19 protein-coding genes are annotated in these 24413 nt (G+C 62.0%); 9 read left to right on the top strand and 10 right to left on the bottom strand.

All coding sequences use genetic code 11. The features are described from left to right. Window position 1: 1 nt before the first annotated feature. Window positions 2-418 carry an aa3-type cytochrome oxidase subunit IV gene (gene ctaF, locus DAD186_RS06010; protein ID WP_065247918.1) on the top strand — a complete coding sequence of 139 codons (417 nt, stop codon included), beginning with the start codon at window positions 2-4 and terminating at the stop codon, window positions 416-418. Window positions 419-993: 575 nt separating this feature from the next. On the opposite strand, the gene DAD186_RS06005 is transcribed toward ctaF, so the two are convergent. From DAD186_RS06005 to ctaE, 5 genes are all read right to left on the bottom strand, one after another. After that, complete coding sequence (locus tag DAD186_RS06005; protein WP_236886300.1) at window positions 994-2136, bottom strand: MFS transporter; 1143 nt, start codon at window positions 2134-2136, stop codon at window positions 994-996. A gap of 991 nt (window positions 2137-3127) precedes the next feature. Further along, entirely contained in the window at window positions 3128-4759 is a 1632-nt protein-coding gene (gene qcrB / locus DAD186_RS05995; protein ID WP_065247915.1) for a cytochrome bc1 complex cytochrome b subunit, read from the bottom strand. A 6-nt stretch (window positions 4760-4765) separates the two neighbouring features. Further along, the gene (gene qcrA, locus DAD186_RS05990; protein WP_065248761.1) at window positions 4766-5842 is read right to left on the bottom strand and encodes a cytochrome bc1 complex Rieske iron-sulfur subunit; all 1077 of its coding nucleotides are present in this window, start codon (window positions 5840-5842) and stop codon (window positions 4766-4768) included. Window positions 5843-5847: 5 nt separating this feature from the next. Continuing rightward, the gene (gene qcrC, locus DAD186_RS05985) at window positions 5848-6648 is read right to left on the bottom strand and encodes a cytochrome bc1 complex diheme cytochrome c subunit (RefSeq protein WP_065247914.1); all 801 of its coding nucleotides are present in this window, start codon (window positions 6646-6648) and stop codon (window positions 5848-5850) included. A 49-nt stretch (window positions 6649-6697) separates the two neighbouring features. Then, window positions 6698-7384, bottom strand: a complete 687-nt coding sequence (gene ctaE, locus DAD186_RS05980) for an aa3-type cytochrome oxidase subunit III (RefSeq protein WP_065247913.1) — start codon at window positions 7382-7384, stop codon at window positions 6698-6700. 228 nt (window positions 7385-7612) lie between these two features. On the opposite strand from ctaE, the gene trpD reads away from it, so the two are divergent. Further along, a complete protein-coding gene (gene trpD / locus DAD186_RS05975) occupies window positions 7613-8683 on the top strand; it encodes an anthranilate phosphoribosyltransferase (protein WP_157457096.1) in 1071 nt (356 codons plus the stop codon). Here the strand turns inward: trpD and DAD186_RS05970 are convergent. After that, window positions 8661-10367 carry a DEDD exonuclease domain-containing protein gene (locus tag DAD186_RS05970; protein ID WP_065247911.1) on the bottom strand — a complete coding sequence of 569 codons (1707 nt, stop codon included), beginning with the start codon at window positions 10365-10367 and terminating at the stop codon, window positions 8661-8663. The genes trpD and DAD186_RS05970 overlap by 23 nt on opposite strands. Before the next feature lie 12 nt (window positions 10368-10379). Continuing rightward, complete coding sequence (locus tag DAD186_RS05965; protein WP_065247910.1) at window positions 10380-12182, bottom strand: AMP-dependent synthetase/ligase; 1803 nt, start codon at window positions 12180-12182, stop codon at window positions 10380-10382. 133 nt (window positions 12183-12315) lie between these two features. Between DAD186_RS05965 and DAD186_RS05960 the strand changes: the two genes are divergently transcribed. Beyond that, window positions 12316-13056 carry a lysophospholipid acyltransferase family protein gene (locus tag DAD186_RS05960; protein WP_167550765.1) on the top strand — a complete coding sequence of 247 codons (741 nt, stop codon included), beginning with the start codon at window positions 12316-12318 and terminating at the stop codon, window positions 13054-13056. A gap of 58 nt (window positions 13057-13114) precedes the next feature. Continuing rightward, window positions 13115-14515, top strand: coding sequence for a class II 3-deoxy-7-phosphoheptulonate synthase (locus DAD186_RS05955; protein WP_074297005.1), 1401 nt, complete (start codon window positions 13115-13117; stop codon window positions 14513-14515). Window positions 14516-14521: 6 nt separating this feature from the next. On the opposite strand, the gene pknB is transcribed toward DAD186_RS05955, so the two are convergent. After that, window positions 14522-16633, bottom strand: coding sequence for a Stk1 family PASTA domain-containing Ser/Thr kinase (gene pknB, locus DAD186_RS05950; protein WP_065247909.1), 2112 nt, complete (start codon window positions 16631-16633; stop codon window positions 14522-14524). Between the two features lie 64 nt (window positions 16634-16697). On the opposite strand from pknB, the gene DAD186_RS05945 reads away from it, so the two are divergent. Continuing rightward, window positions 16698-17072: an Rv2175c family DNA-binding protein gene (locus DAD186_RS05945; protein WP_236886216.1), complete on the top strand. Its 375-nt coding sequence runs from the start codon at window positions 16698-16700 to the stop codon at window positions 17070-17072. On the opposite strand, the gene DAD186_RS05940 is transcribed toward DAD186_RS05945, so the two are convergent. Further along, a complete protein-coding gene (locus DAD186_RS05940) occupies window positions 17069-18151 on the bottom strand; it encodes a polyprenyl synthetase family protein (RefSeq protein ID WP_065247908.1) in 1083 nt (360 codons plus the stop codon). The genes DAD186_RS05945 and DAD186_RS05940 overlap by 4 nt on opposite strands. Before the next feature lie 164 nt (window positions 18152-18315). Here DAD186_RS05940 and DAD186_RS05935 point away from each other — a divergent pair, with 164 nt between their 5' ends. From DAD186_RS05935 to DAD186_RS05925, 3 genes are all read left to right on the top strand, one after another. Continuing rightward, entirely contained in the window at window positions 18316-19548 is a 1233-nt protein-coding gene (locus DAD186_RS05935; RefSeq protein WP_065247907.1) for a hypothetical protein, read from the top strand. Window positions 19549-19648: 100 nt separating this feature from the next. Continuing rightward, window positions 19649-20131, top strand: a complete 483-nt coding sequence (locus DAD186_RS05930) for a universal stress protein (RefSeq protein ID WP_236886215.1) — start codon at window positions 19649-19651, stop codon at window positions 20129-20131. Between the two features lie 128 nt (window positions 20132-20259). Further along, window positions 20260-21780 (top strand): RNA polymerase sigma factor, encoded by a 1521-nt coding sequence (locus tag DAD186_RS05925; protein ID WP_065247905.1) that lies wholly within the window; start codon window positions 20260-20262, stop codon window positions 21778-21780. A gap of 152 nt (window positions 21781-21932) precedes the next feature. Here DAD186_RS05925 and DAD186_RS05920 read toward each other — a convergent pair whose 3' ends face one another. After that, the gene (locus tag DAD186_RS05920; RefSeq protein ID WP_065247904.1) at window positions 21933-22136 is read right to left on the bottom strand and encodes a DUF7455 domain-containing protein; all 204 of its coding nucleotides are present in this window, start codon (window positions 22134-22136) and stop codon (window positions 21933-21935) included. Window positions 22137-22286: 150 nt separating this feature from the next. Here DAD186_RS05920 and DAD186_RS05915 point away from each other — a divergent pair, with 150 nt between their 5' ends. Beyond that, window positions 22287-24404: a DNA gyrase/topoisomerase IV subunit B gene (locus DAD186_RS05915; RefSeq protein ID WP_065247903.1), complete on the top strand. Its 2118-nt coding sequence runs from the start codon at window positions 22287-22289 to the stop codon at window positions 24402-24404. The last annotated feature ends 9 nt before the right edge of the window (window positions 24405-24413 follow it).

Below are 24413 nucleotides of genomic sequence, written 5' to 3'. Positions count from 1 at the left end.
AATGCGCACCAACGTCATCATCTTCGCCCTCATCGGTTGTTTCGTGACCGTCGTCGGCGTCGTTTACACCCTCCTCACCCTCAATGTCGATCCCGGCGGGATCGAATGGGTCGGTGTTCCCGCACTCTTTGCCCTCGCGGCGATGTGCTGGATGATCGCCATCTACGTGTGGATGAACGAACGCCGCTTCGGCGGCGGCGCCCAGGACGACGACGATGCTGAGGTTCACGAAGAGGCTGGCCACAAGGGCATCTTCGCCCCATACAGCTGGGCACCCCTCGTGTGTGCAGTCGGAGCTTCCCTCGCGTTCGGCGGGTTCCCGATCGCCCACTGGATCACCGCGCTCGGAATCGTGATTGGCATGATTGGCGTCGTCATGTGGGTGATGGCCTACTCCGTGGGGCACAACAACCACTGAGAGTAAGGCTCCTAGGCGCTCCTGAAACAGGGCGCAGGCATCTGCTCCATAGTGAAGGCCCGGTTGGCTCGCAAGAGTCCGCCGGGCACTTTGCTGTGTATCGCGAACACCGCGACGGCTCGTGGCCGAGATCGCCGATAGGTGGTTGGACGCAAGGTGGAGTGGCCGGGCTAGCGTGGATGGCGTTGATTTCGGAGATTGGGAATTGTGCAATCCGCCCACGACACCATCGCGCTACTTATCCTTGCTATTGCGGTACGAGCGTAACCCTTGCCACATACTGGCTGGATTCTTGTGGAAAGGTCCGATTGTTGATTGGGCTTGGTTCGCCATGACCCGAATGCGCGTGCGTCACGCCCCCAGCTTTGCAGGTCTGTCGCCGCCGTGCCGCGAGTGTTGGTGGGGCGTCAGCTGCGGTTCCACTTGGACTGCCTTAGGCGCGAGTGGTGCGCTAGCGCTTCGCTGTCGGCCAGGCTCCCTGGCAGTTGTTGGGGGAGCCTGGACGCTGGGCGAGTCCTAGTAGAGCCAGGGCTGTTGAATCGAGAAGTGATGGAGCGGCTTGAAGACGTGTAGGGTTACACGTCTACGCTTTGGAACCCCACCCGTTGTCGAACAATCTGACAGAGCAGTGCGAGTGCGGCAACACCCGCTGCGGAACCGCATAGCACGTCCGGCGCCACGTGCGCAGCCACCAACAGCGAGCCAAGAGTCGCCCCTAGTGCCGATCCTAGGTAGTTGGCTGATGCGTTAGCAGCCACGGCCGTAGCACCATCTGCTGTATTCGCCTGCAGGAGCACATGCTGCTGGGGCGCGAGGGATGACCAACCACACAGCCCCCAAATGAACAGGCTCACCACGGTGACCCCTGGCAGATGCCCCTGAGTCATGCCGATCAGCGCGCATGTCAGGCCGGCGAGGATGACAGCGCTCAAGCGCAAGGGGTCACACCTGTCCACGAGCCGTCCGATGCCTAGTGCTCCGAGCGCCCCACCGAGTCCCCAGACCCAAATCCCCAGGCTCTGATGCGACGCTAGGCTTCCGGCGGATAACACGACGGTCAGGTAGGTGTAGAGTCCCAAGGACGCCACTGCGGTGAGAAGAGTTACTGAAATCGTGAGGAGATTGCGTGGGCTTGTGATGGATCGCAGTCGGTCAGCAGCGCTAGACGCAGGAATTGACGGTAGTTCGCCGCCGCGCAGCGTTATGCCTGCTAGTGCAGCGCAGCCAATCATCACGATCAATAGTATCGCCGCGCGCCACCCCCACAGTCGGGCCAGGAGAAGTCCGATGGGCACGCCGAACACGGTACCGACTGCCAGACCGGCAAGGACCAAAGCCACCGCACGGCCTCGACGCTTTTGATCGACAACCTCTGAGGCTACCGCGGACGACAGTGGCGAATACACGCCTGCTGCTGCGCCAGCGACTATACGAGTGGCCAGGAAGACCTCAATCGTTGGTGACAGTGCCGTGGTCAGGTTCGCTACCGTGAATACCAGCAAGGCTGTAACCAAACTGCGTCGTGACCGCTGCCCAGCGCGTCCCGCAAGCAAGGGGCCCGAGACTGCGTAAGAACCCGTGAATGCCGCAACGCTTAACCCAACATCGGCTTCCCTAGTTCCCAATGAAGATGCGACGTCGGGTAGAAGTCCCGCCACAACATAGGCGTCTAAGCCGAGGGCGACGCTGCCCAACACGAATGGCCACAGTCGACGCATCATTCCTGTGCCTCCCTGGAGTCTGCGCTTGCGAGTACTGCCGCGAGAACCCCTGGGAACAGCTCATCTAGATCCTCGCGCCGTAACCGGATTAGGCATGCGCGGCCCTCGCTCCTCGTCCACGTCATTCCTGCTTCTCGCAGCATGCGCGTGTGGTACGTCAGTGTCGAACGGGGGAGGTCGTCCGCGAGCTCGAGGCTGTCATGTTCTTGACCGTCGGCCAGGCGGCAGATCATTTCCAACCGCGTAGGGTCGCTCAGGGCGGCAAGCACCCTAGGCAAACTGATTTCGTCAGGATTCGGGTGGTGATATTTGCGGGGTGTCATCGTACCTCCATGAATCGTGCAAGAATTGCTGCACGAATATCGTACAGGAATCACTGCACGATTCCGAGCGCTGTCAGTGAATTGACGCCACCCCATTCGGGCGATTTGAGGTCTCGCGCTGGCGTCTAGAAGCACGGCGGCGGGCCTAGACTTGGGATACGTGATTGATTTGGGCGCTCTAACGCAATAATGCGAGACTTCTTGCCGTTGGCTGGGGGATCCGATTTTCCGGTTGAGCGCTGTGCTTGTGTAAAGCGTGGGGCGCTCAGGGCAGGGGGCGACGAACTCTCTTCTGGTGGGATAGGGAGTAGAAAAGTACACGTGGATGCTCGGGCAGACCTGAGTTCATTTGCTGTGGTGCGTGTGAAATGGCTGCGCTTCTTCTGGACGTGTGGCCGGTTTCGTGGCGCGAGGCGCCCATACATGAAAGCCCAGCGACCGTCGGACTGCCGGCGTAAAACCACCACGCGAACTAACGAAGTTTGACTGCCCTCAATCCGGATAGGAGGGAAGAGAGGGACAGAAGAAAAGGGAACAGAGGCGTGGTAGGGAAGCAAGAGGTGAAGCAGAAGAAGCCCTGACACACAGAAGTGGGGGCCTGCCTCGAGCCAAACGCTCGGGGGCAAACCCCCACAACCTCTATGGAATTCGAGGAGGGTACTCGATCAGCTGCCGATAAGAGCCTTGATCTTATGCTCCTCGTGACCCGAGTGCTCAAGTGCCTCGCGGAGCTCCGCAGGCGTCGCAGGCTCCACGCGATCCTTGAAGAAGAAGCTCGAAGCCTTTGCGCGCAGCGACGAGACGCCCTCGCCCTTTTGGAGCGGGCGGTGGTTGTCGTAGCTGACGAGTACCCAGCGGTCGTACTCGCTAAGCGGCTCGTGGATCTCGAGCGTCTCACCGTTCTCCATACGCACAACCTTGCCGGTTTCAACGCCGTGGAGGGCGAGCTGCTTCTTGTGCTTCTGAATCGAAAGGCACAGGCGCTTCGTCACGATGAACGAGATGATCGGGATGGCAAAGATGCCGATGCGGAAGAACCACGTGAGGTTATTGAGCGACATGTGGAACGCCACGGCCATGAGGTCGTTCGCACCGGCGAGAATCGACACGAGGTACGCGGCGATCCACGCCACACCGAAGCCCGTACGCACCGGAGTGTTGTATGGCAGGTCGAGCACGTGATGCTCGCGATCGTCGCCCGTCACCCACTGCTCGATGAACGGATACAGCGCGAGGCTGCCAAACATGATGCCCGGGAAGACCATGCCGGGGATGATGATGTTGAGTGAGATCGGGTAGCCGAAGATCGTGGGCTCCCAGCCCGGCATCAGACGCAGCGAGCCTTCGAGGAACAGCATGTACCAGTCAGGCTGTGAGCCAGCGGACACGGGGGAGGGGTCGTAAGGACCGTAGTTCCATACCGGGTTCATCGCCACCGTCGCGCCCACGAGGGTGAGCACACCGAACACGATGAAGAAGAAGCCGCCAGCTTTTGCCGTGTACACGGGGAACAGCGGGTAGCCCACAACGTTGCGGTCGGTGCGACCGGGGCCCGGGTACTGCGTGTGCTTGTGCATCACGAGGAAGAACATGTGCAGCGCGATGAGTGCAAGGATCGCACCCGGGATGATGAGAATGTGCACCGTGAAGAGGCGCGGGATAATGTCGTGGCCCGGGAACTCGCCACCGAACATGAGCATCGACATGTAGGTGCCGAGGATCGGGATCGCTTTCATGACGCCATCGGCGATGCGAAGGCCGTTACCCGAGAGGACGTCGTCGGGAAGCGAGTAGCCCGAGAAGCCCGCGAGCATCGCGAGAACCATGAGGCCGAAGCCAATGAGCCAGTTGAGCTCGCGCGGCTTACGGAATGCACCGGTGAAGAACACGCGGAACATGTGCACGAAGATCGCCACCATGAACGTGAGCGCAGCCCAGTGGTGGATCTGGCGGAACAGAAGGCCGCCCCATACGTCGAATGACAGGTGCAGCGTCGAGTTGAACGCTGCTGACATGTGCGCTCCCTGGAGCGCCGTGTACGAACCGTCGTAGACGACCTCGTTCATCGAAGGAACGAAGAACATCGTGAGGAAGATGCCCGAGATGATGAGCACCACGAAGCTGTAAAGCGCGACCTCGCCGAACATGAACGACCAGTGGTCGGGGAAGATCTTGCGTGCGAAGCCCTTGACGATGCTGGCGCCGCTCGTGCGCTCGTCGAGCCAGCTTGCGCCAACTGAACCGAGTTTGAAGGTCTTCGAGTCGCGGTCGAGGCCGGTGGTCTGGGTGTCACTCATGAGGAATTACTTCTCCTTGTGAATGTCCCAGAAGCTGGGACCGATGGGCTCGGGGAAATCGCCGGTCGCCACGAGGTAGCCCTCGTCGTCAACCTCGATGGGAAGTTGCGGAAGCGGGCGGTGCGCGGGACCGAACACGACCTTTGCGCCGTCAGTGACATCGAAGGTCGACTGGTGGCACGGGCAGAGCATGTGGTGGGTCTGCTGCTCGTAGAGAGCAACCGGGCAACCAACGTGCGTGCAGATTTTCGAGAACGCGAGAATGCCTTCGTGCCCCGCCTCAAGCGATGCTTCGCTCTTGCCATCAGCCGGGTCAATACGCACGAGAACGGCCGCGGCCTTCGCACGCTCTTCGATCCAGTCGGGGGTTTCTTCCGTGAGGCCCTCGGGCATCACGTGGAAGATCGAGCCGACCGTGACGTCGGAGGCCTTGATGGGCGTCTGGTCGTGGTCACGTGCGATGCGCACGCGCTTCTTGTTTTCGGTCGCACGGCCCCAGTAGGTGTGGTGGAGCTTGTTCCCGGGCAAGGGGCCGAGAGTCGAGATCGGGAAGAGCACCGCGATCGGAAGCGCCGCAAGCGCACCGACGAGCGACGCCACCACGAGGGGGCGGCGGGCAATGCCGGATTCGTTGATGCCCTCGACAAGAATGTTCGAGGCCGCCTCGCGGGTCTCCTCATCGCCGCGCTGCGCGTGGCGCTCCTCCGTGACCTCGTGATCCGGCATGAGGGTTTTCGCCCAGTGAATCGCGCCCGCGCCAATAAAGAACACGCCCACGGCGAGGCCAACGCCCATGGCGAGTGTCGACCAGTGCACGGCCGAAAGCGTGCCTTCCTCGGCAAGGAGGTTTGTGCCCGTGGGGCTGAACAGGAAGTAGGAGGCGATAAAGAACGCCGTACCAAAGATCGAGAGGAGGAAGAGCAGCGAGACGATTCGCTCGGCACGCTTTTCGGCCTTCGGGTCGAGGTCCGCCTGGCGATATTCGTGGGGAGGAATACCGGGGTTACGGAAACCACCTTCGTCAGCGCGCGCGACGGTGCTTACGCCCTTGCGCGGTGAGGTGCCGTCGATGTTGTGGGTCAGTTCGTTCACTTTGCCTTAGCTCCCAACCAGATAGCGCAGCCGAGCAGGATCGCGAGAATCGCCGTCCAGGCGAAGAGGCCCTCGGTGACCGGGCCGAGCGCGCCGAGCGAGTAGCCGCCGGGCGAGCCGTTCTCTTCGAGCTGGTTGAGGTAGGCGATGACGTCGCGCTTGTCTTCGGGGCTCAGGTTGTTGTCGTTAAACACCGGCATGTTCTGCGGGCCGGATTCCATGGCTTCGTAGATGTGCTTGTCCTCGACACCCCGAAGAGTCGGGGCCCACTTGCCTTCCGTAAGTGCGCCGCCGGCAGCAGACGCGCTGTGGCACATGGCGCAGTTGATGCGGAAGATCTCGCCGCCCTTGGTGACGTCGGCGCCTTCCTTGCTCAGCTGCTCCTCAGTGGGAATCGACGGGCCGGGGCCGAGTGAAGCGACATAAGCGGAAAGCTGCGAGATCTGCTTGTCAGTGAACTGCACGGGCTTGCGCTGCGCCTGGGGGCCGGATTCCTGCATGGGCATACGACCCGTGCCGACCTGGAAGTCGACGGCTGCGGCACCGACGCCGATGAGCGACGAGCCATTTGTATTACCGTCGCCGTCCTTACGGCCTTCGCCGTTCATGCCGTGGCACGTCGCGCAGTTCGACACGAAAAGCTTCTTACCCTCGGCGACATCCGACGCCGAGAAGGCCTCGGCGGACGCATCCTTGGGGGAGAGGACGGCGAACAACCCGCCCGTGGCGATCAACGCCATCAGGATGATGGCAAGGAGCGCCATCGGGTGATGGCGGTGTGTGGCCAAAGCCTTCACTGTGAGGACCTCGTTTCGGTAAAGGGTGCGAATCCGAGCAAGGGAAACTTTAGAAGAAGACCCAATTGCCTTCGACGGTATGCAGGACGAGTGGATCGAGGAGGTAGACGACGAAGAAGAGTGCTACCCAAATGACATCGACGAAGTGCCAGTAGTACGACACGCAGATCGCGCTGACTTCTTCGTGGTGCGTGAAGTTCTTCGCGGCGTAAGCGCGCGCGAGAACAAAAAGGAAGGCGATGAGCCCGCCAAGGACGTGGAGGCCGTGGAAGCCCGTGGCGAGGTAGAAGATCGAACCGTGCGGCGTGCTCGAAATCGTGAGGCCCTTGTGGATGAGCTCGGCGTACTCAAAGACCTGGCCGGAGACAAAAATCGCGCCGAGTACGAACGTGAGTGTGTACCACTCGATAAGGCCCCAACCGGCAATGTTGACGATCGAACCGGTGCGGCGCTTACGGCGCTTCTCGGCTGCGAAGACGCCCATCTGGCACGTGATCGAGCTCGTGACCAGGATGATTGTGTTGGTAATCGCGAAGTTGAGCGTGAAGTTCTTCTGGCCCTCGTAGAACACCTCAGGCACAACGCCGTACAGCGTGAAGTACATGGCAAAGAGCGCACCGAAGAACATGATTTCGCTCGCGAGCCACACGATGGTGCCGACCTGAGTGGTGTTCGGCCTGCTCACGGGGGAGGTGCGAGGGGCGGAGGAAAGAGTCGCTGTTGTCACGGTTCTCATTCGTCGTTGGTCGGGAAGCGAGGCCATGCACGGCACATGGTCTCGGCCGTGGGGCAGGAGCCCTCGCGGCCCTGCTGGGACAAAAGTCCGTGCGCAGGTTTTTTCAGCATACCCGCTAGGAGCGTGATTGTTGAATCGAATGGGGGCTTTTGTCCCGGTTTTTTGCGTGATCTAAGCCCTGTTCCGCCTGGTGAGCATGCCCTACGTCACGAGTCGTTGCGGCTTAGCATGGGCGCTATGACGGATCAAGAAATCTATACCTGGCCGGCACTGACGACCGCCCTCACGAAGGGGCGTGATCTCACGAGCGATGAGGCGTGGTGGGCCATGGGTCAGGTCATGAGGGGGAAGGTTGATCCGGTCCCACTCGCGGGATTCCTCGTGGCACTCCAAGCCAAGGGCGCTGTCGTGCATGAAGCGAATGCGCTTGCCTCCTCGATGCTCGAGCACTCTACAACCATCACGGCGCCGCAAGGTGCCGTCGACATCGTGGGTACCGGCGGCGATGGTGCGCATACGGTGAATGTCTCGACTATGGCCTCGCTTGTCATTCGTGGCGCCGGAATCCCTGTCGCGAAACACGGCAATCGGGCCGTGAGCTCGAAATCGGGTTCCGCCGACGTTCTCGAAGCGTTGGGCGTGCGTCTCGACCTTCCCGTTGCACATGTTCAACGCGTCCTTGACGAAGCAGGAATTTCGTTTTGCTTCGCGCAGGTATTCCACCCTTCGATGAAACACGCGGCTCCCGCACGCGGCGGCCTCAAGCTCCCCACGGTCTTCAACGTTCTCGGTCCCATCACGAATCCCGCGGGCGTTCGGGCACATTCGGTGGGGGTTGCTTTTGAGGAGATGGCCCCCGTGATCGCTGGAGTTTTTGCCGACCGCGGGGCTTCGGCTGTCGTCGTGCGGGGCCGGGACGGTCTCGATGAGTTGAGTATCGCCGTCGAATCCGATGTCTGGGAAGTCCACGGCGGTATCGTCACCACACACGTGGTCAAGCCCGAGGATTTCGGACTTTCACGTGCGAGCATCGACGCACTTCGAGGAGGCGATCCTTCCTATAACGCGCAAGTCGCGCGCGATCTTCTCGCGGGCAAAACGGGGCCGGTTCGCGATGCCGTCGTGCTCAATGCCGCTTCGGGCATCGTCGCAGCCGAAGGACTTGAACAAGATTCCGACGCCTGCCTTGCTTTCATGGACCGCATGCGTATCGCGGTGAAGCGCGCAGAAGCATCACTCGATTCCGGCGCCGCTCAGGCTGCGCTTGATCGCTGGGTTACGGCGTCGCAGAGCGCGTGAACGTGCGCTGAAATTCCTCGAGGGTGAAGCGCGCTGTTGCGGGCATCGACCATTCGCCCTCAACGTGCACGATCCTCATCCCCGGTTCGGCGAGCCACTCGAGGATGAGCTCGGCCTCGTGGTGATAGCCGAAGCACATTGGCGCGCGCAGGTCGCTTTCCGGTTCGCTTTCGCGTGAGAGCTCCGCGACCGCAGAGAGCGGGTCCATCCACGCGGGCATCGTGCGAGTGGCCCCGAGACGCCCGTGGCGCACCGCGAAAATCTCCCACTGCCATGGCGTATCTGCCTCTGCTCCCGGGCAGGCGACCTTACGAGCAGCGACAATGAGCGGCACGGCAGCGATGGAGCGCAGCCGCGCCGCGCGGCGTGCCGCATGCGTAAAGAGCTCCACTCGGGAGCGGAGCGCTTCGGCGTTTTCGTAAAGTCCGCGCTCCACGAGGACACGCATCTTCGCCGCCGCATATGAGAAAACATCGCGTGGGTCCTCGGTGAGGGCTCGGTGCATGCGCGCGTGGAAGCCCGGGTGTTCGCACAGGCGGTCCGACGGTCCCTCGGCAACCGTCGGACCCTCGCTCTCAAGCGGGCCCGCCTCAGAGCCGGGAGTTTGCTCGCTCCCGACCGCCGAGCCCAAGGCCGCGTAGACGAGCGAGCGAATTGGTTCGACATCGTGGCGCGAGCGCAGCGGACCGATATAGGCATGGACGGCGGTTTCTTCATGAACTTTGCGCGCGAGGCGCAGACCATCCTGATTCACACGCAACCAATTGCCGAGCGATCGCCGCACTCCCTGGCGGTTCGCGAGAGGGCGCGTGCGGGCGATCGCGCGCATTTCGCGCACCGCGGCTTCGGATTCGCTCGAGCATTGCACCACGTCGATGCGCTCGGTCGCAGGGATGATGTCGAGAACGGCACGCCTGGTTTCGTGCGGCGAAAAGTAGGTACGGACGCGTGAGCGGAGGTTGCCGGATTTCCCGATATACAGCACGGAGCCGTGCGCATCGATAAACGAGTAGACGCCGGGGACAGGGGGAATATTGGCGGCGAGGTGTCGTTTGCGAATCTGCGCGGGACTCGCCTTCTTGCCGCTCGTGGTGAGATCGGAAAGGTGACTCGCTCCACTCGTGGAGAGGCGCGCGATGATTTCGTGGAGCACATCGACTGTCGCACGCGCATCGGAAAGTGCCCGGTGGTTCGGGACTGTGATCGCCCCCACGGTGCTTGCGAGCGTTGAGAGCTTGTGGTTTTTCACCTCGTCGCGGCCAAAGACCCTGCGGGCGAGAGCGAGAGTGTCAACAACCTCGAAGGGAGGCCAACGGTACTCGAGCCTCAGTGCCGCGGCCTTGAGGAAGCCGATGTCGAAGCGCGCGTTGTGGGCAACGAGCACGGAGGTACGCGCGAACTCGAGAAACGCGGGGATGACGGCTTCGGCCGTGGGCGCCTCTCTCACCATGTGATCGGAAATACCGGTCAGCGCGGCGATATACGCGGGGATAGGACGTTCGGGGTTGACGAAGGTTTGAAATTCTTCGACGACCTCGCCGCCCACCACACGAACGGCGCCGATTTCCGTGATCGCGTCGAGATCAGCGTTAGTCCCGGTTGTTTCGAGGTCGACGACGACGAATTCGACATCGACCAGCTCGGGGCCGAGATCCTCAAACGCTCGCTGCGCTACGTGAGCGATTGCGCTTCCGCCTTACTTTTTCTTCGTATAAATACGGTCGATGACGTCGGAGAAATCCTTGACCACGGCGGCGCGCTTGAGCTTGAACGACGGGGTGAGGTAGCCGTTCTCCTCGGTGAAATCCGCATCGATGATCTCGAACTTGCGGATCGACTCGGCGCGCGAGACCGAAGTATTAGCCTCGTCGACGACCCTTTGGACTTCGGCGATGACATCTTCGTGGGAAATCGCTTCGGCCATTGGAACCGAGCCAAGTCCCTTGTTTTTCAGCCACCGTGGAAGCATCTCGCGGTCGAGCGTCACGATTGCCGAGACGAAGGGTTTCTGGTCACCAAGAACGATGCACTGGCTCACCACCGGGCTCTGGCGCACGACGTCCTCGAGCTGCGCGGGAGAGACGTTCTTGCCGCCCGCCGTCACGATGATCTCCTTCGAGCGGCCGGTAATCGTGATGTAGCCGTCTTCGTCGATCGTAGCGGTGTCGCCCGTGTTGAACCAGCCATCCTGGAGTGCCTGGGCTGTTGCTTCGGGGTTGTTCCAATACCCCTTGAACACCATGACGCCCTTGACGAGCAGCTCGCCCTTGTCGTTGAGCTTGACTTTGGCGCCTGGGAACGGGGGGCCGACGGTGCCGACCTTCACGTTCCACGGATTGTTGACGCCTACGGGGGCGGTCGTTTCCGTGAGGCCATAGCCTTCCAGGATCGTGACACCGATGCCGCGGAAGAAGTGGGGGAGGCGGTCGCCAAGTGGTGCACCACCCGAGATTGCGTAGGTGAGCTTTCCACCCATGAGATTGCGCAGCTTCGAGTACACGAGTGGGTCGAACAGCTTGTACTGGGCTTTCACGTGCAGGGGAATCTTGCCCGTGTCGAGGCCCTTCGAGTACTGGATGGCCACCTCGACGGCACGGCGGAAGATCTTGCCCTTACCGTCGCCAACAGCTTTTTGCTCGGCACCGTTGTAGACCTTTTCGAACACGCGAGGGACTGCGAGCAGGGAAGTGGGCTTGAACGAGGCGAGATCGTCGAGGAGGTGCTTCGCATCGGGGGAGAAACCTGTCGTGCACCCGCACACGATGGTGATGAACGTGATGTCGCGTGCGAACACGTGCGCGAGCGGAAGGAACATCAGCAGGCGCGAGCCAGGGGGCATAACCGCCTCACCCAGAAGGCCCACTGCGTTGAGGGACTGATCCATGAAGTTTGCGTGCGTGAGCTCCACGCCCTTGGGCCGGCCGGTCGTGCCGGAGGTGTAGACGATTGTCGCGGTGTCGGTTTTGTGGCGGCTCGTGCGAGCCTTTTCGACAGCCTCGTCGTCAACGTCGCTCTCGGCAACGGAGAGCTGCTCGATGATGCCCTCTTCGATGACCCACACCTGCTCGAGGTCCGAGAGCGAAGGGCGAACTTCGTCGATATCCTGCGCATGGCCGGCGTTTTCGCAAAAAATGAAGCGTGCACCGGAGTCAGAGGCAATCCATTCGATTTGCCCGGGGGAGGACGTTTCATAGATCGGTACGCTGATCGCCCCGGTGAACCACAATGCCCAGTCGATGAGTACCCATTCGAAGCGCGTGCGAGACATGATCGCAACTCGGTCGCCTGGCTGGACGCCTTCGTTGATAAGCCCTTGCGCGAGACGCTTCACGAGCGTGATGAATTCGGGTGCGTACATGGGCGACCACGTGCCGGGGGTGAGCTGACGCTCCCACAGGGGAATGTCGGCGTACTTGGTGCGGCGTAGAAGGAGGAAATCAGTGATGTTTTCGTCGGGTTTCGACTCAGCGATCTGAGGTGTTTCGAACTCGCGTGACACGGGGGAATGCTCCTTGACTGCTAGGCGGCGCTGAAGTCGAGTGTACGCGCCTTCGATGGATTGGGCCTCCTTGGCAGGCCGTCGTGGCGCGTTCGTTCTCTCACGCTGGTCGCTGCCCTATAAGGTTGTCCCCGTGCATCTCTATTCCGCCTTGCAGCCCATCGTGAAATTCCTCCTGACAATCGTGTGGCGCCCGACAGTCTCGGGCCTCGAAAACGTTCCGTCCTCGGGGCGAATGATCATGGCCTGCAATCATGTCTCCGCGTTTGAAACCTATGTTGTGCCGTGCATGATTCCGCGCGAGATTCACTGGCTCGGCAAAGACGCTCTTTTTAAAGGCAAGGGACTGCCGGGAAAGTTTTTCGCGTGGCTCATGCGGTCTGTCAATGTCATCCCCGTGGACCGTTCGGGGCAGGCAGGCGCGAGCGCGGCGCTGAACGCGGGGATTGCCGTGCTTGAAGGCGAGCACGCACTCGGGGTTTTTCCCGAGGGCACGAGAAGCCCCGATGGTCGCATGTACCGCGGCAAGACTGGCGCGATTCGTCTCGCGCTCGCGACCGGGGCGCCTATTCTTCCCGTTGCTGAAATTGGTGCGTTTGAGGCCCAGCGCTCGAAGAAATCCATTCTTCCGAAACTAGGGGCGACGCTGCACACGACGATCGGCCCCACGCTCGATATGCGCGCTGAGTTGACACGTCTCAGGGGCGGGGTGTCGAGCAATGCCCCCGCTTCGCGCGATGAGCTGCGTGCCCTTGCGCATATTCTCATGGAGGCGATTCGCGACTTGTCCGGCCAAGAGTACGTGGATGAGTACGCTTCCGAGGTGAAGAAGAGCCTCAAGGCTTCGCGCGCGAAGGCGCACGAGCGCGTTTGAGCGCGACCGCGTGTGGACTGCACATGCTCCGCACGCAGGTTTCGCCTACTATGACCGGGTGAGTTACCAGAACCGAAACGTTGCCGCGAGCTTCCACCCCTTTGAGCTCTCCGAATCGTCAGCCCACCTTGAGGCACTCTCGTCGTGGCGCGAATATCCGCGCATCCAGCAGCCCACGTGGCCGAATGAGGAGGAGCGCGCGCGGGTGTTTGATGAGCTTCGCGCAGCGCCACCACTCGTGTTCGCCGGCGAGGTCGACCTGCTTCGCACGCATCTCGCGAAGGCAGCTCGTGGTGAGGCATTCTTGCTCCAGGGCGGCGACTGCGCCGAGACCTTCGCCGATTCGACCGCAGATCGCATCAAGAACAAGGTTCAAACGATCCTCCAGATGGCAGCGATCCTCACCTATGGCGCGTCCCTGCCCACAATCAAAATGGGGCGCATGGCGGGACAGTTCGCGAAGCCTCGCTCGAGCGATACCGAGACGATCGATGGCGTGAGCCTCCCGAGCTACCGCGGCGATGCCGTCAACGGGTATGAGTTCACGCCCGAATCCCGCGTGCCGGATCCTTCACGCCTGTGGAAGATGTACACGACCGCTTCGCAGACTCTTAATCTCTTGCGAGCGTTCACGGGAGGCGGTTTCGCCGACCTCAGGCAGGTGCAGGCCTGGAACAAGGGCTTCGTGGAGTCCGACGCCTACTCGAAGTACGTGCGCGTCGCGGACGACATCGAGCGTGCCGTGCGCTTCATGGAGGCGATCGGCGTGGACTTCGATCCCATTCGCATGGTCGAGTTCTACTCCTCGCACGAGGCGCTTCTTTTGGATTACGAAGAAGCACTTGCGCGCGTTGATTCGCGCACGGGGGAGATTTACGGCTGCTCGGGGCACTTCCTCTGGATTGGGGAACGTACACGTCAGCTCGATGGCGCGCACGTGCACTTCATGTCGCAACTGCGCAATCCGATTGGGGTGAAGCTCGGCCCGAACGCAAGTGTCGAAGATATGCTCCGCCTCGCCGATGTTCTTGACCCCGAGCGCGAGGCAGGCCGCCTCACCTTCGTGAGCCGCATGGGTGCCGCACACGTGCGCGAGAAGCTTCCCGTGCTCCTCGAGGCCGCAAAGAGCGAGGGAATCGAGGCCGTCTGGGTAACCGACCCGATGCACGGCAACACCATCACGAGCTCGAACGGTTACAAGACTCGCCGCTTCGACGACATCATGGACGAGGTGCGGGGCTTCTTCGAAGCGCACTGGGAGGTCGGAACCGTACCCGCCGGGCTTCACATGGAGCTTACGGGCGATGATGTCACCGAGGTTCTCGGTGGCTCAGGCGAGCTTGATGAAGAGGGGCTGCAGCATCGCTACGAGACTCTCGTGGATCCCCGTCTCAACCACTCGCAGTCGCTTGAGCTCGCGTTCCTCGTCGCCGATATGCTTGGCAACCGCCCGAGCTAATCGGCTTTAGTAGACCGTAATCGTGACGGTCGAGCCGCGTGGCACCTTCGTGCCGCCCGGCTGGGACTGTTGCGACACGAGATCGAACACGGGGGTTCCGCGCTCGTACACGACCTCGACCTTGAGGCCGGCCCCCTCGAGCGCCGCACGGGCATCCGCTTCACTCTTGCGGAAAACGTCGGGCACGTCCACGAGGTTCGGGCCAAGCGAGATCGAAACCTTCACCTCGCTACCGGGAAGCGCGGAAGTGGCCCCCGCCGGGTCCTGGGAGATGACTTGCCCCGCCGGCACTTTCGAGTTGTACTGCTCGGTGACTTTCGCGACGAGCCCCGCGTCTTCGAGTGCTTTGATGGCGGCTTTGCGTTCGCTTCCCGCGACGCTCGGTACCTCAACGGGCTCGGGGCCGTCGCTGACGGTAAGCGTGATGGTCGCTCCGTGGGGCAGCGATGTGTCGGCGGGCTCCTGGCTGATCACGGAATCTTTCGGTACATCCGAGGAATATGCGCGGGTTTCGGTGCTCTCGAATCCTGCGTCTGCCAGGGCCGAGGTGGCGTCGGAAATTGGCTGTCCCTGCACCTGCGGCACATCGAATAGTTCTTGGCCCAGCGAGAGCGTAAGACGCACGAGCGTGCCTTTGTGCACTTCGGCCCCTGTTGCGGGGTCGGAGGAGATCACGCGCCCCACGGGGACGTCGTTGCTATAGGCCTTGGCGGTCGTGACGTCGAGGTCCTCCGCCTGGAGCGCAGCCTCGGCATCGCTGAGGGGAGCGCCCGCAACGAGCGGAACGGTCCGCATACCGCCCGGACCCTCGGTGTCGTACCAGCGCAGCGCCCCGAAAATCGAAGCCGCGAGGAGCGCGAGGATGCTCACAATCGCGAGAGCGCTAAGGAGAGGCGAAGGATGCGAATCGCGGGTATGGGCGCCTCGTGAACGGTGGGGGCCCGTGAGAGCCACTTCGCGGATACTTTCATCGGGATCAGTAGGGTTCGACGGTTTCTCGCTCGGAGTGAAACTCTTGCGTGCGGTCGCGCCCGTGCTGCCCGAAGCACCGTTGCCTAAGGGACTGGAGGTACCCTTCTCCCAGAACCATTCCGCTTGCGACGCACCACCCCGTGACGCGTGCGAAGGCGACGGTGGTGATGCTGGTGACGAGGGGGCCGCGGCGCGCTTGGCGTCGGGGGGAATCTGGCGCGTAAGTCGAGGAACATTAGCCGTGGCGTCGTCTGCGGCTGCTTCGACCGCGGGCTGCGCGCGATACGCGAGCTCGGTGGCGCTCAGCGTATCGAGGATGTCGTCGAGGGCAAGGAGAACTTCGTGTGCACGTGTCGGGCGTGAGGCGGGAAGGCGCGAGGCTGCCCACGTGATGATCGAATCGACGGAGGCGGGGACGCCCGGCGCGAACTGCGAGGGAGCGGGGATGTCTTCGTGCGCGTGCTGGTAAGCGATGTGCACCGCCGAGTCGCCCTGGAAAGGCGTGCGGCCCACGAGCATCTCGAACATCATGATGCCCCATGAGTACAGGTCGCTGCGCGCGTCGCTGACGCCGCGCGTGACGACCTCTGGGCTCACGTAGGCGACCGTGCCGAGCATCGTGCCCGTCGCGGAGGTTGTCGCGGAACCTACGGCGCGCGCGAGGCCGAAATCAGCGACGAGGATGTCGCGCTCGGCGTTCACGAGCACGTTTTCCGGCTTGATATCGCGGTGGATGATGCCTGAGCGGTGGGCGGCGTCGAGAGCGGCAAGCACGTCGCGGCCCACACGCAGAGCACGCTTGAGCGTGAGGGTTTTTTCACGTCGGAGTTCGTCGCGAAGGGTTTCGCCTTCAACGAGTTGCATCGCGAGGTACACGCACCCCTGGTCCTCGCCCTGGTCGTAGACGTTCACGACATGAGGGTGGGTGAGTCGAGCGGCACTTCGCGCTTCGCGTGAGAAACGCGAGATGAACTCGGGGTTATCCGCGAGATGCGGGTGCATGATTTTGAGCGCGACGGGGCGATGCAGGCGCTCGTCGAAGCCTCGATAGACCGTGGCCATGCCGCCACGCGCAATCAAGTGCTCGATGCGATAGCGATCGCTAAGGACGAGGCCGATGTCTGGGGAAGAAGACTCGGTACTCACGCCGCAAGTCTATGCGCGCCCCTCTCGCGTGCCCGCGCGCGACACCCTGGAATATGCTGAAGGGGTGAATATCTCAGAAGACGACATTTCCCGCCTCGACTCGCTCGTCGGTCAGTGGCTTACCCTTCCGGACGTTGCCGAGATTCTCGATATTTCCGTGACGAAGGTTCAGCGCCTTATCGAGGATAACCACCTCGTTGAAATGCGTCGCGGGACACCTAAGGTCCGCTCTGTCCCCGCGGATTTCCTTCTTGAGGGCGAGGTCATTGCGCACCTTCGTGGCACGATCATGGTGCTGTGCGATCAACACCTTTCCGACTCCGAGATCCTCGAGTGGCTTTTCACCTCGGATGATTCCCTGCCTGGTCGCCCGATCGATCATTTGCGTCGTGGCCAGCGAGGAGAGGTGCGTCGGCGCGCGCAGTCGCTCGGTTTCTAGCGTCCCGTTCGGGCAAGTTGTCGCACGAGTGAGTCGAGGAGTTCGCACGCCTTCCTCGATGTCAGCGTTGAGAGTTCCCTGGCAACGACATCGCGCGCGTTGTCTTCCCGGGTGCGAATGAGGCCCTCGACGCTTTCGCGCGCTCCCGTAGATTCCATGATGTCGCGCACATGGGCGACCTCTTCGGCGGTGGCCTGAGGATTGCCCACGGTGGCCGCCAGTACGCGGCGCTCAGCTTCGGTTGAGCCTTCTTCCGTGAAAGCGAGGAGCATCGTGCGCTTCCCCTCGAGGATGTCGGAGCTCGTGGATTTGCCGAGCGCAGATTCGTCGCCAAATACTCCGTCGAGATCGTCGCGAAGCTGAAACGCCTCGCCTGCGGGAAGCGCGTAGTCGCTGAGGGCGGTGAGGAGCTCCGGGGAGGCGCCACATCGGGTGGTGCCGATCATGAGGGGCCGGTGCACCGTGTAGGAAACTGTCTTCCACCGAGTCACGAGGCGTGCGGAAGTAGCTGCGGAGTCGGTGGAGGTGATGGCGCCTGCCTGGTTGAGAATATCGAGGTACTGACCGGCCATGACTTCCGCGCACAGTGCGTGGAAATGTGCGCGGTCGGCTTCGCCCGCAAAAGCGGAGGAAGCGAGTTGGTGGGCGAGCGAAAGTGCGAGGTCACCGAGGATCACTGCTGTCGCCACCCCGAAGTCCTCGGCGTTGCCTTTGAGGTTGTGCTTCTCGTGCTGGGCCGTGGCGGCGACGTGGATCGCGGGGCGGCCCCGGCGCGTAGGGGAATGATCGAGGACGTCGTCGTGGATGAGTGCTGCCGCTTGGACGAGCTCGACTGCGGCGCCGAGCTGCGCGATGTCGTGTTCTGTCGTGTCGTCGAGGTCGCCCGCGGCCGCGAGCGCTCCCGCGCGCACGAACATGGGGCGTAGGCACTTGCCGCCTTCGAGGAATCCTTCGAGCTTGGAGCTGAGTGCTGCGGGCTCCGGCGCTAGGGCGGCAAGTCTCTCCTGTTCACTTTGAAGGAAACGCGTGAGAATCGCGGTCACGCTTTCGCGGACGTCGTCGAAAGGGGGGTGTTGCACGCGGATCCTCCTTGGCGCGGGGGCGTTGTTTTCTCGTCGTTCTGCTGTGCTTTTCCATCGTGCCACAGCAAAACTCGTGGCGGCTCGCGCTCCACAGCTGTGGCGCCTCCCCATATCCGACAGCGCGGCTCGCATGCGGGGACTGCGCAGGTGATCGTGGAGGCATGACACACAACACACAGCAGTTTTCGCCAGGATCCACGGAGCTTGCTCCCACCGTCAATCTCCTCGATGCACGAGAGGTTTTCGCGGCAGTCGCCATGCAATTCGCCCACCTCGACCTCAACTCTTCTTTCATCATTTTCGGGTGCGGGGCGAGCCTTCACGGCGATTCTGGTGTGATCCTTAGCCGCATGCGCCTTGAGGAATGCGCGGAGGCAGAACTTCTTGCCCGCGAGATTGGTCGCCTCGCGCGCAACCTGCAGGAGCTCGGCGCCACGCACCTTGCGCTCCTCGCAACGGGCACCCCAACCCCCGGTGAGTGTGGCGAGTGTTCGGGGGCGCGGGTCGAGTGCTTCGATGGTCACTGGCGTGACATGGCCGAGACGAGCCAGCTGATTACACTCTGCGACCTCGTTGCCGAGGCGTGTCTCATGAGCGGGGTCACAATCCCGTGTGCTCTTCACGCTTACGAAGGGCTGTGGGCGTTCAGCTCAACCGTTGATGCCGAGTACTGGCGCGTCTCCCATCTCGGGGAGCTCGAAGAGAGCGCCTTTGCGGCGAGTGTGGTGGCGAGCGGAATTCCGTTCCGCTCGAAGATCGAAAAGCCTAGCTCCCATGACGCGCTCATTGCTGCGGTGAAACCACTGTGCGATAGCGACGTGGATTTTCCTTCGCTCAGGTGCCTCGAGTATGAAAGCCGCGAGGCCCTCGCGGATCTGCTCACACCACATGCCTTCGCCGGCCAGGGAGAGCAGAAGCTGGACCCCGGCATCGCGGAACGCTACCGCGAGGCTGTCCTCACGCTCGCGTCGCTCGCCGTGCTAGGACCGGGCCGCGACCACATCATCGCGAGCGTGATTGGCCTTGACGAAGAGGAGCCGCTCAGCCCGTCCGACGCCATCGAACGCGTCTTCGAAGATCCGGAGTTTTTCCCCGCAGCACATCTGATGCCCGGTGGAGAGGGCGACCGTCTCATCAACGCCCTGGCAGAGATTTGGCGGCGCTCGAACGGGTGGGACTGCTCGGCCCGCTATCGTGCTGCCTTCGCCAACCTGGCGGCGATTGCCGCATTTCTCCTGTGGTTCAGCGGGCGCATGGGGGAGGCCCATCAGCTTGCGAGCGACATTATCGCGGTGGAGGACTCGTCCGAAATGGCCGAGCTCGTCGTCGGTCTCGGGGCCGGTGGAGTGAGCCCACTGTGGCTTGAGGAGGCATACGCTCCCCCGAGCAGGTGAAGGAGGGCGCCGTGCGACGGACAGGCACACGCACACGTGGGGTAGGAAAGGGGCACGTGACGCTGCACGGGCGCAGCGATTAGACTTGAACGCACGATCGTTGAGCGCCACACGCGCACCGTCTGCGCAGCACACGCTGCCCGTCGAAAGGACCGTCATGGTTGTCGTTGCCGCCTACGCCTCGACCTCGCAGGGAGATGCCGCGCTCGCTGCGGCCATTCGCGATGTTGCCATGACCGACCGCGAGCTGCTCGTTGCGTCCTTCCCCTATTCCGATCCGCTTGAGGGCTCCCGATCCGCCGATGCAGAGGAAGTCAACGAAGCGATCAAGCGCGTGTCCGCGGACATGAGCCATGAAGAGCGGGCCTACCTTGAGACTCTCGAGGTTCGCGTGCGTGAGGCTGGGTTGGAAAGCTCGCGCGATATCGGTGATTTTCTCTTGCGCGTCGTGCGGGAAGAAAAGGCGAGCCTCATCGTGATTGGCCTTCGACACAGCGCGCCGGTAGGTCGGCTCATGCTTGGCCAAACCGTCAAGCGGCTGCTACTCGAGTCGCCCTGCCCAGTTCTCGTGACGAAGGACTAGCCTCAGTTGGAATAGATGAGGGGCAAGGGCCGTTATAATTGTATGGTCCGTGCGCAATTCGCCCGCCAGTCACCTGGTGCGAGAGCTGAGCCCGCACGCCACCCTCGGATCCCAACTGAAGGAAGCCTGTGTCGACGAGCACGTCTAAGAAAGAAGAAGTCGCCGAGAACCTTGAGTCGCTCACGAAGGCACTCGACGGTGAAACCTCGGTGAGCTACGAGGCACTCAAAGCCGCCGCCAAGAATCTTGGCATTTCTCCCTACAAGGTTGCCTCGCTCTCGAAGAAGCTCGAGGAAGGCGGCATCGAGATTCTCGATCGCCCGAGCGGCTCTCGCAAGAAGAAGTCGAGTGCGAAGAGCGCCGAAGCGCGCAGCAACGACTCCGCCGAGGCGAGCGACTCGTCTAAGAAAGCCGCGACCTCTTCGGCAAAGAGGAGCAGCGCGAAGAAGAGCACCTCGACTGACAAGAGCGCTGAGGCTCCCTCGGAGGCGGAAGATTCCTCGCACGAAGCTGAAAGCACTGAGACCGTAGAATCGAAGGCTTCACGCAAGAAAGCCGCTAAGGCTTCCTCCGCCAAGAAGGCCGGTAAGCGCGGCACTAAGAAAGAAGAATCCGCCGCGGAAGAGGCGGGAGACGCCAAAGGCGAGGACTCCTCTGACGACGACGATCCGAGCAAGGGGTTTGCTCTTACCAACGACGAGGACGACTCGCCCGCTCAGCAGGTCGTCACTGCCGGAGCTACCGCCGATCCCGTCAAGGACTACCTCAAGCAGATCGGCAAGGTTGCGCTGCTCAATGCGGTTCAGGAAGTCGAGCTTGCCGAGCGCATTGAAGCAGGCCTGTACGCCGAACACAAGCTCAAGCAGGATCCCTCGCTCAAGAAGGGAATCGAAGGGCGAGATCTCGAACTCATTGTTGCCGATGGCCGAGCAGCAAAGGATCACCTCCTCGAAGCTAACCTGCGCCTCGTCGTGTCGCTCGCCAAGCGCTACACGGGCCGCGGCATGCTCTTCCTTGACCTCATCCAGGAAGGTAACCTCGGCCTCATCCGCGCGGTGGAGAAGTTCGACTACGCGAAGGGCTACAAATTCTCGACCTACGCGACCTGGTGGATTCGTCAGGCGATTACGCGCGCGATGGCTGATCAGGCGCGCACGATCCGCATCCCGGTTCACATGGTGGAGGTCATCAATAAGCTCGCGCGCGTGCAGCGCCAGATGCTCCAGGATCTCGGCCGCGAGCCGCTCCCCGAGGAACTGGCGAAGGAACTCGACATGACCCCGGAAAAGGTCGTCGAGGTGCAGAAGTACGGTCGCGAACCAATCTCGCTCCACACCCCGCTCGGCGAAGATGGCGACAGCGAATTCGGCGACCTCATCGAGGACTCCGAAGCAGTCGTGCCCGCCGATGCGGTGAGCTTCACCCTCCTGCAGGAGCAGCTCCACTCCGTTCTCGACACGCTCAGTGAGCGCGAGTCGGGGGTTGTGGCCATGCGTTTTGGCCTCGAGGACGGCCAGCCCAAGACGCTCGACGAAATCGGCAAGGTTTACGGTGTCACGCGCGAGCGTATTCGCCAGATTGAGTCGAAGACCATGAGCAAGCTGCGCCATCCCTCGCGCTCGCAGGTGCTCCGCGACTACCTCGACTAAACCGTATGGTTATCTAAGCGCTGCTCGCGTCCCTCCACGTGGACGCGAGCAGCACTCGCTTTGAGGTGAGCATAAAGTGGCCGCGCCCCGGAGGGCGCGGCCACTTTTTCGTGCTGTAAGGAGCTACGGGCGCTCCCCGTAGCTCACCCGCGCTACTGCGCGGAAGTCAGGCGCTCGGTCTCATCGACGACTCGGGTCGCGATCCCCTCGAGGGCCGCGGCGTTGGCACGTGCGTGGTGGGCGCAAAAGAGAAGCTCGCCGCCCACCTCGAGTTCGAACTTCACGTAAGCCTGCGCGCCACAGCGATCGCAGCGATCGTGCGCGGTCAAAGTGCGTTCTTCTAGCATCGTTTCCATGCCCCCATTGTGGCCGTTACGCGCGCGTGAAGCGAGCAGTGCCCACCGTGGTTCGCTCGCAGCGCAATCACCTGTGGCACGCCTAACGCGGGGCAATCGTCGGAATCTCAAATCCACCGAAAGGGGAGTTCTCCCGCCTAAAATCGGGGCGTGGCACAAAAGACAAACTCCCAAACGGCTGCCTACGACGCAGCGAACCTCCAGGTTCTCGAAGGGCTCGAAGCCGTCCGTAAACGCCCAGGTATGTACATCGGCTCGACCGATTCGCGCGGCCTCATGCACTGCCTGTGGGAGATCCTCGATAACGCGGTTGATGAGGCCCTCGGCGGTTTCGGCGACGAGATCACGGTGATCCTCCACCCCGACGGCTCGATCGAAGTGCGCGACAAGGCGCGCGGCGTGCCGATCGATAAGGAACCGCGCACCGGCCTCACGGGCGTTGAAGTCGTCTACACGAAGCTCCACGCCGGTGGAAAATTCGGCGGCGGCTCGTACTCTAACTCGGGCGGCCTTCACGGCGTTGGCGCCTCCGTCGTCAACGCCCTTTCCTCTCGCATGGATGTCGAAGTTGATCGCGGCGGGAAAACGTATGCGATGAGCTTCCAGCGCGGTATCCCGGGCACGTTCGACGATGCCGACGCCCCGGATCCCAACGCGCCGTTTACGCAGTTCACGGGAGCCGGCGAGCTGCGTGAGATAGGCAAGGTCAAGCGGGGCGTCACGGGTACACGCGTGCGCTACTGGGTGGACCCTCAGATCTTTATCAAGGGTGCGCACGTGGTTCTCGATGAGATCCAACGTCGCGCACGCCAGACCGCGTTCCTCGTCCCGGGGCTCAAGATTGTGCTGCTTGACAAGCGCGAGGAACGCACCCCCGAGCAAAGTGAACGCACCGTCTTCCACTACGAAGGCGGTATTTCGGAGTTCGTCGAGTATCTGGCGAAGGATCAGAAGATCACCGACGTGATCCGTTTGAGCGGCTCGGGGGAGTACACCGAGACCGTTCCCGTTCTCGATAAGAGCGGGCGCATGGTCTCCAAGGACGTCGAGCGTACATGCGAGGTTGATATCGCCCTGCGCTGGGGCGCGGACTACGACACGACCGTGCGTAGCTTCGTGAACATTGTTTCGACGCCGAAGGGCGGAACGCACGTCGCAGGCTTCGAGCAGGCTCTCGCGAAGGTTATCCGCAAGGCGGTCGAGGCGCAGTCGCGCCGGGTGAAGTTCAACTCGAAGAAGGACAAGATCGAGAAGGACGACACGCTTGCTGGCCTTACTGCCGTCGTGACCGTACGCGTTGATGAACCGCAGTTCGAGGGCCAGACGAAAGAGGTGCTCGGCACCCCCGCCGCCCGGCAGATCGTCGCCAAGGTCGTCGAGCGCGAACTCGGCGCCTTCCTCAGCTCGACCAAAAAGGGTGAAAAAGAGCAGGCCGCGCTCGTCGTCGACAAGGTCGTGAGCGAGATGCGTGCACGTGTCGCCGCCCGCATGCACAAGGAGGTTTCGCGTCGTAAGAACGCGCTCGAATCCTCGACGATGCCTACGAAACTTGCGGATTGTCGCCACACGGGGATCGACCGCTCCGAGCTTTTCATCGTCGAGGGCGACTCAGCGCTCGGCACGGCAAAGAGTGCCCGCGATTCGGAGTTCCAGGCGCTCTTGCCGATCCGCGGAAAAATCCTCAACGTCCAAAAAGCCTCGATCACGGACATGCTGAAGAACGCCGAATGCGCGAACATCATCCAGGTGATCGGCGCCGGATCGGGACGCACGTTCGATATCGAGCAGGCGCGCTACGGCAAGATCGTCATGATGACCGACGCCGATGTTGACGGAGCCCATATCCGTACGCTTTTGCTCACGCTTTTTCACCGCTATATGCGTCCACTCATCGAAGAGGGGCGTATCTATGCCGCCGTACCGCCGCTGCACCGGGTGGAAATCATCCACGGTGGAGCGAAGAAGAACGAGTTCGTGTACACGTATTCGGAGAAGGAACTGCATCAGCTTCTGAAGAAGCTCGAGCGTTCAAAGAAACGTTATAAGGAGCCGATCCAGCGCTATAAGGGTCTTGGCGAGATGGACGCCGATCAGCTCGCGGACACGACCATGGACCCTTCACAGCGTTTGCTTCGCCGAGTGACCATTCAGGATGCCGAGTCGGCGGACCGCGTGTTCGAGCTGCTCATGGGGTCCGAAGTAGCGCCGCGCAAGCAGTTCATCGTCGAGGGAGCCGAAGAGCTCGACGTCGAGAGGATCGACGCGTAGGGGCCTGCC

This window comes from Dermabacter vaginalis, assembly GCF_001678905.1.
GTDB lineage: Bacteria > Actinomycetota > Actinomycetes > Actinomycetales > Dermabacteraceae > Dermabacter > Dermabacter vaginalis.
Note: the sequence above shows the minus strand (reverse complement) of the source record. Positions and strands in the feature narration are given on the sequence as shown.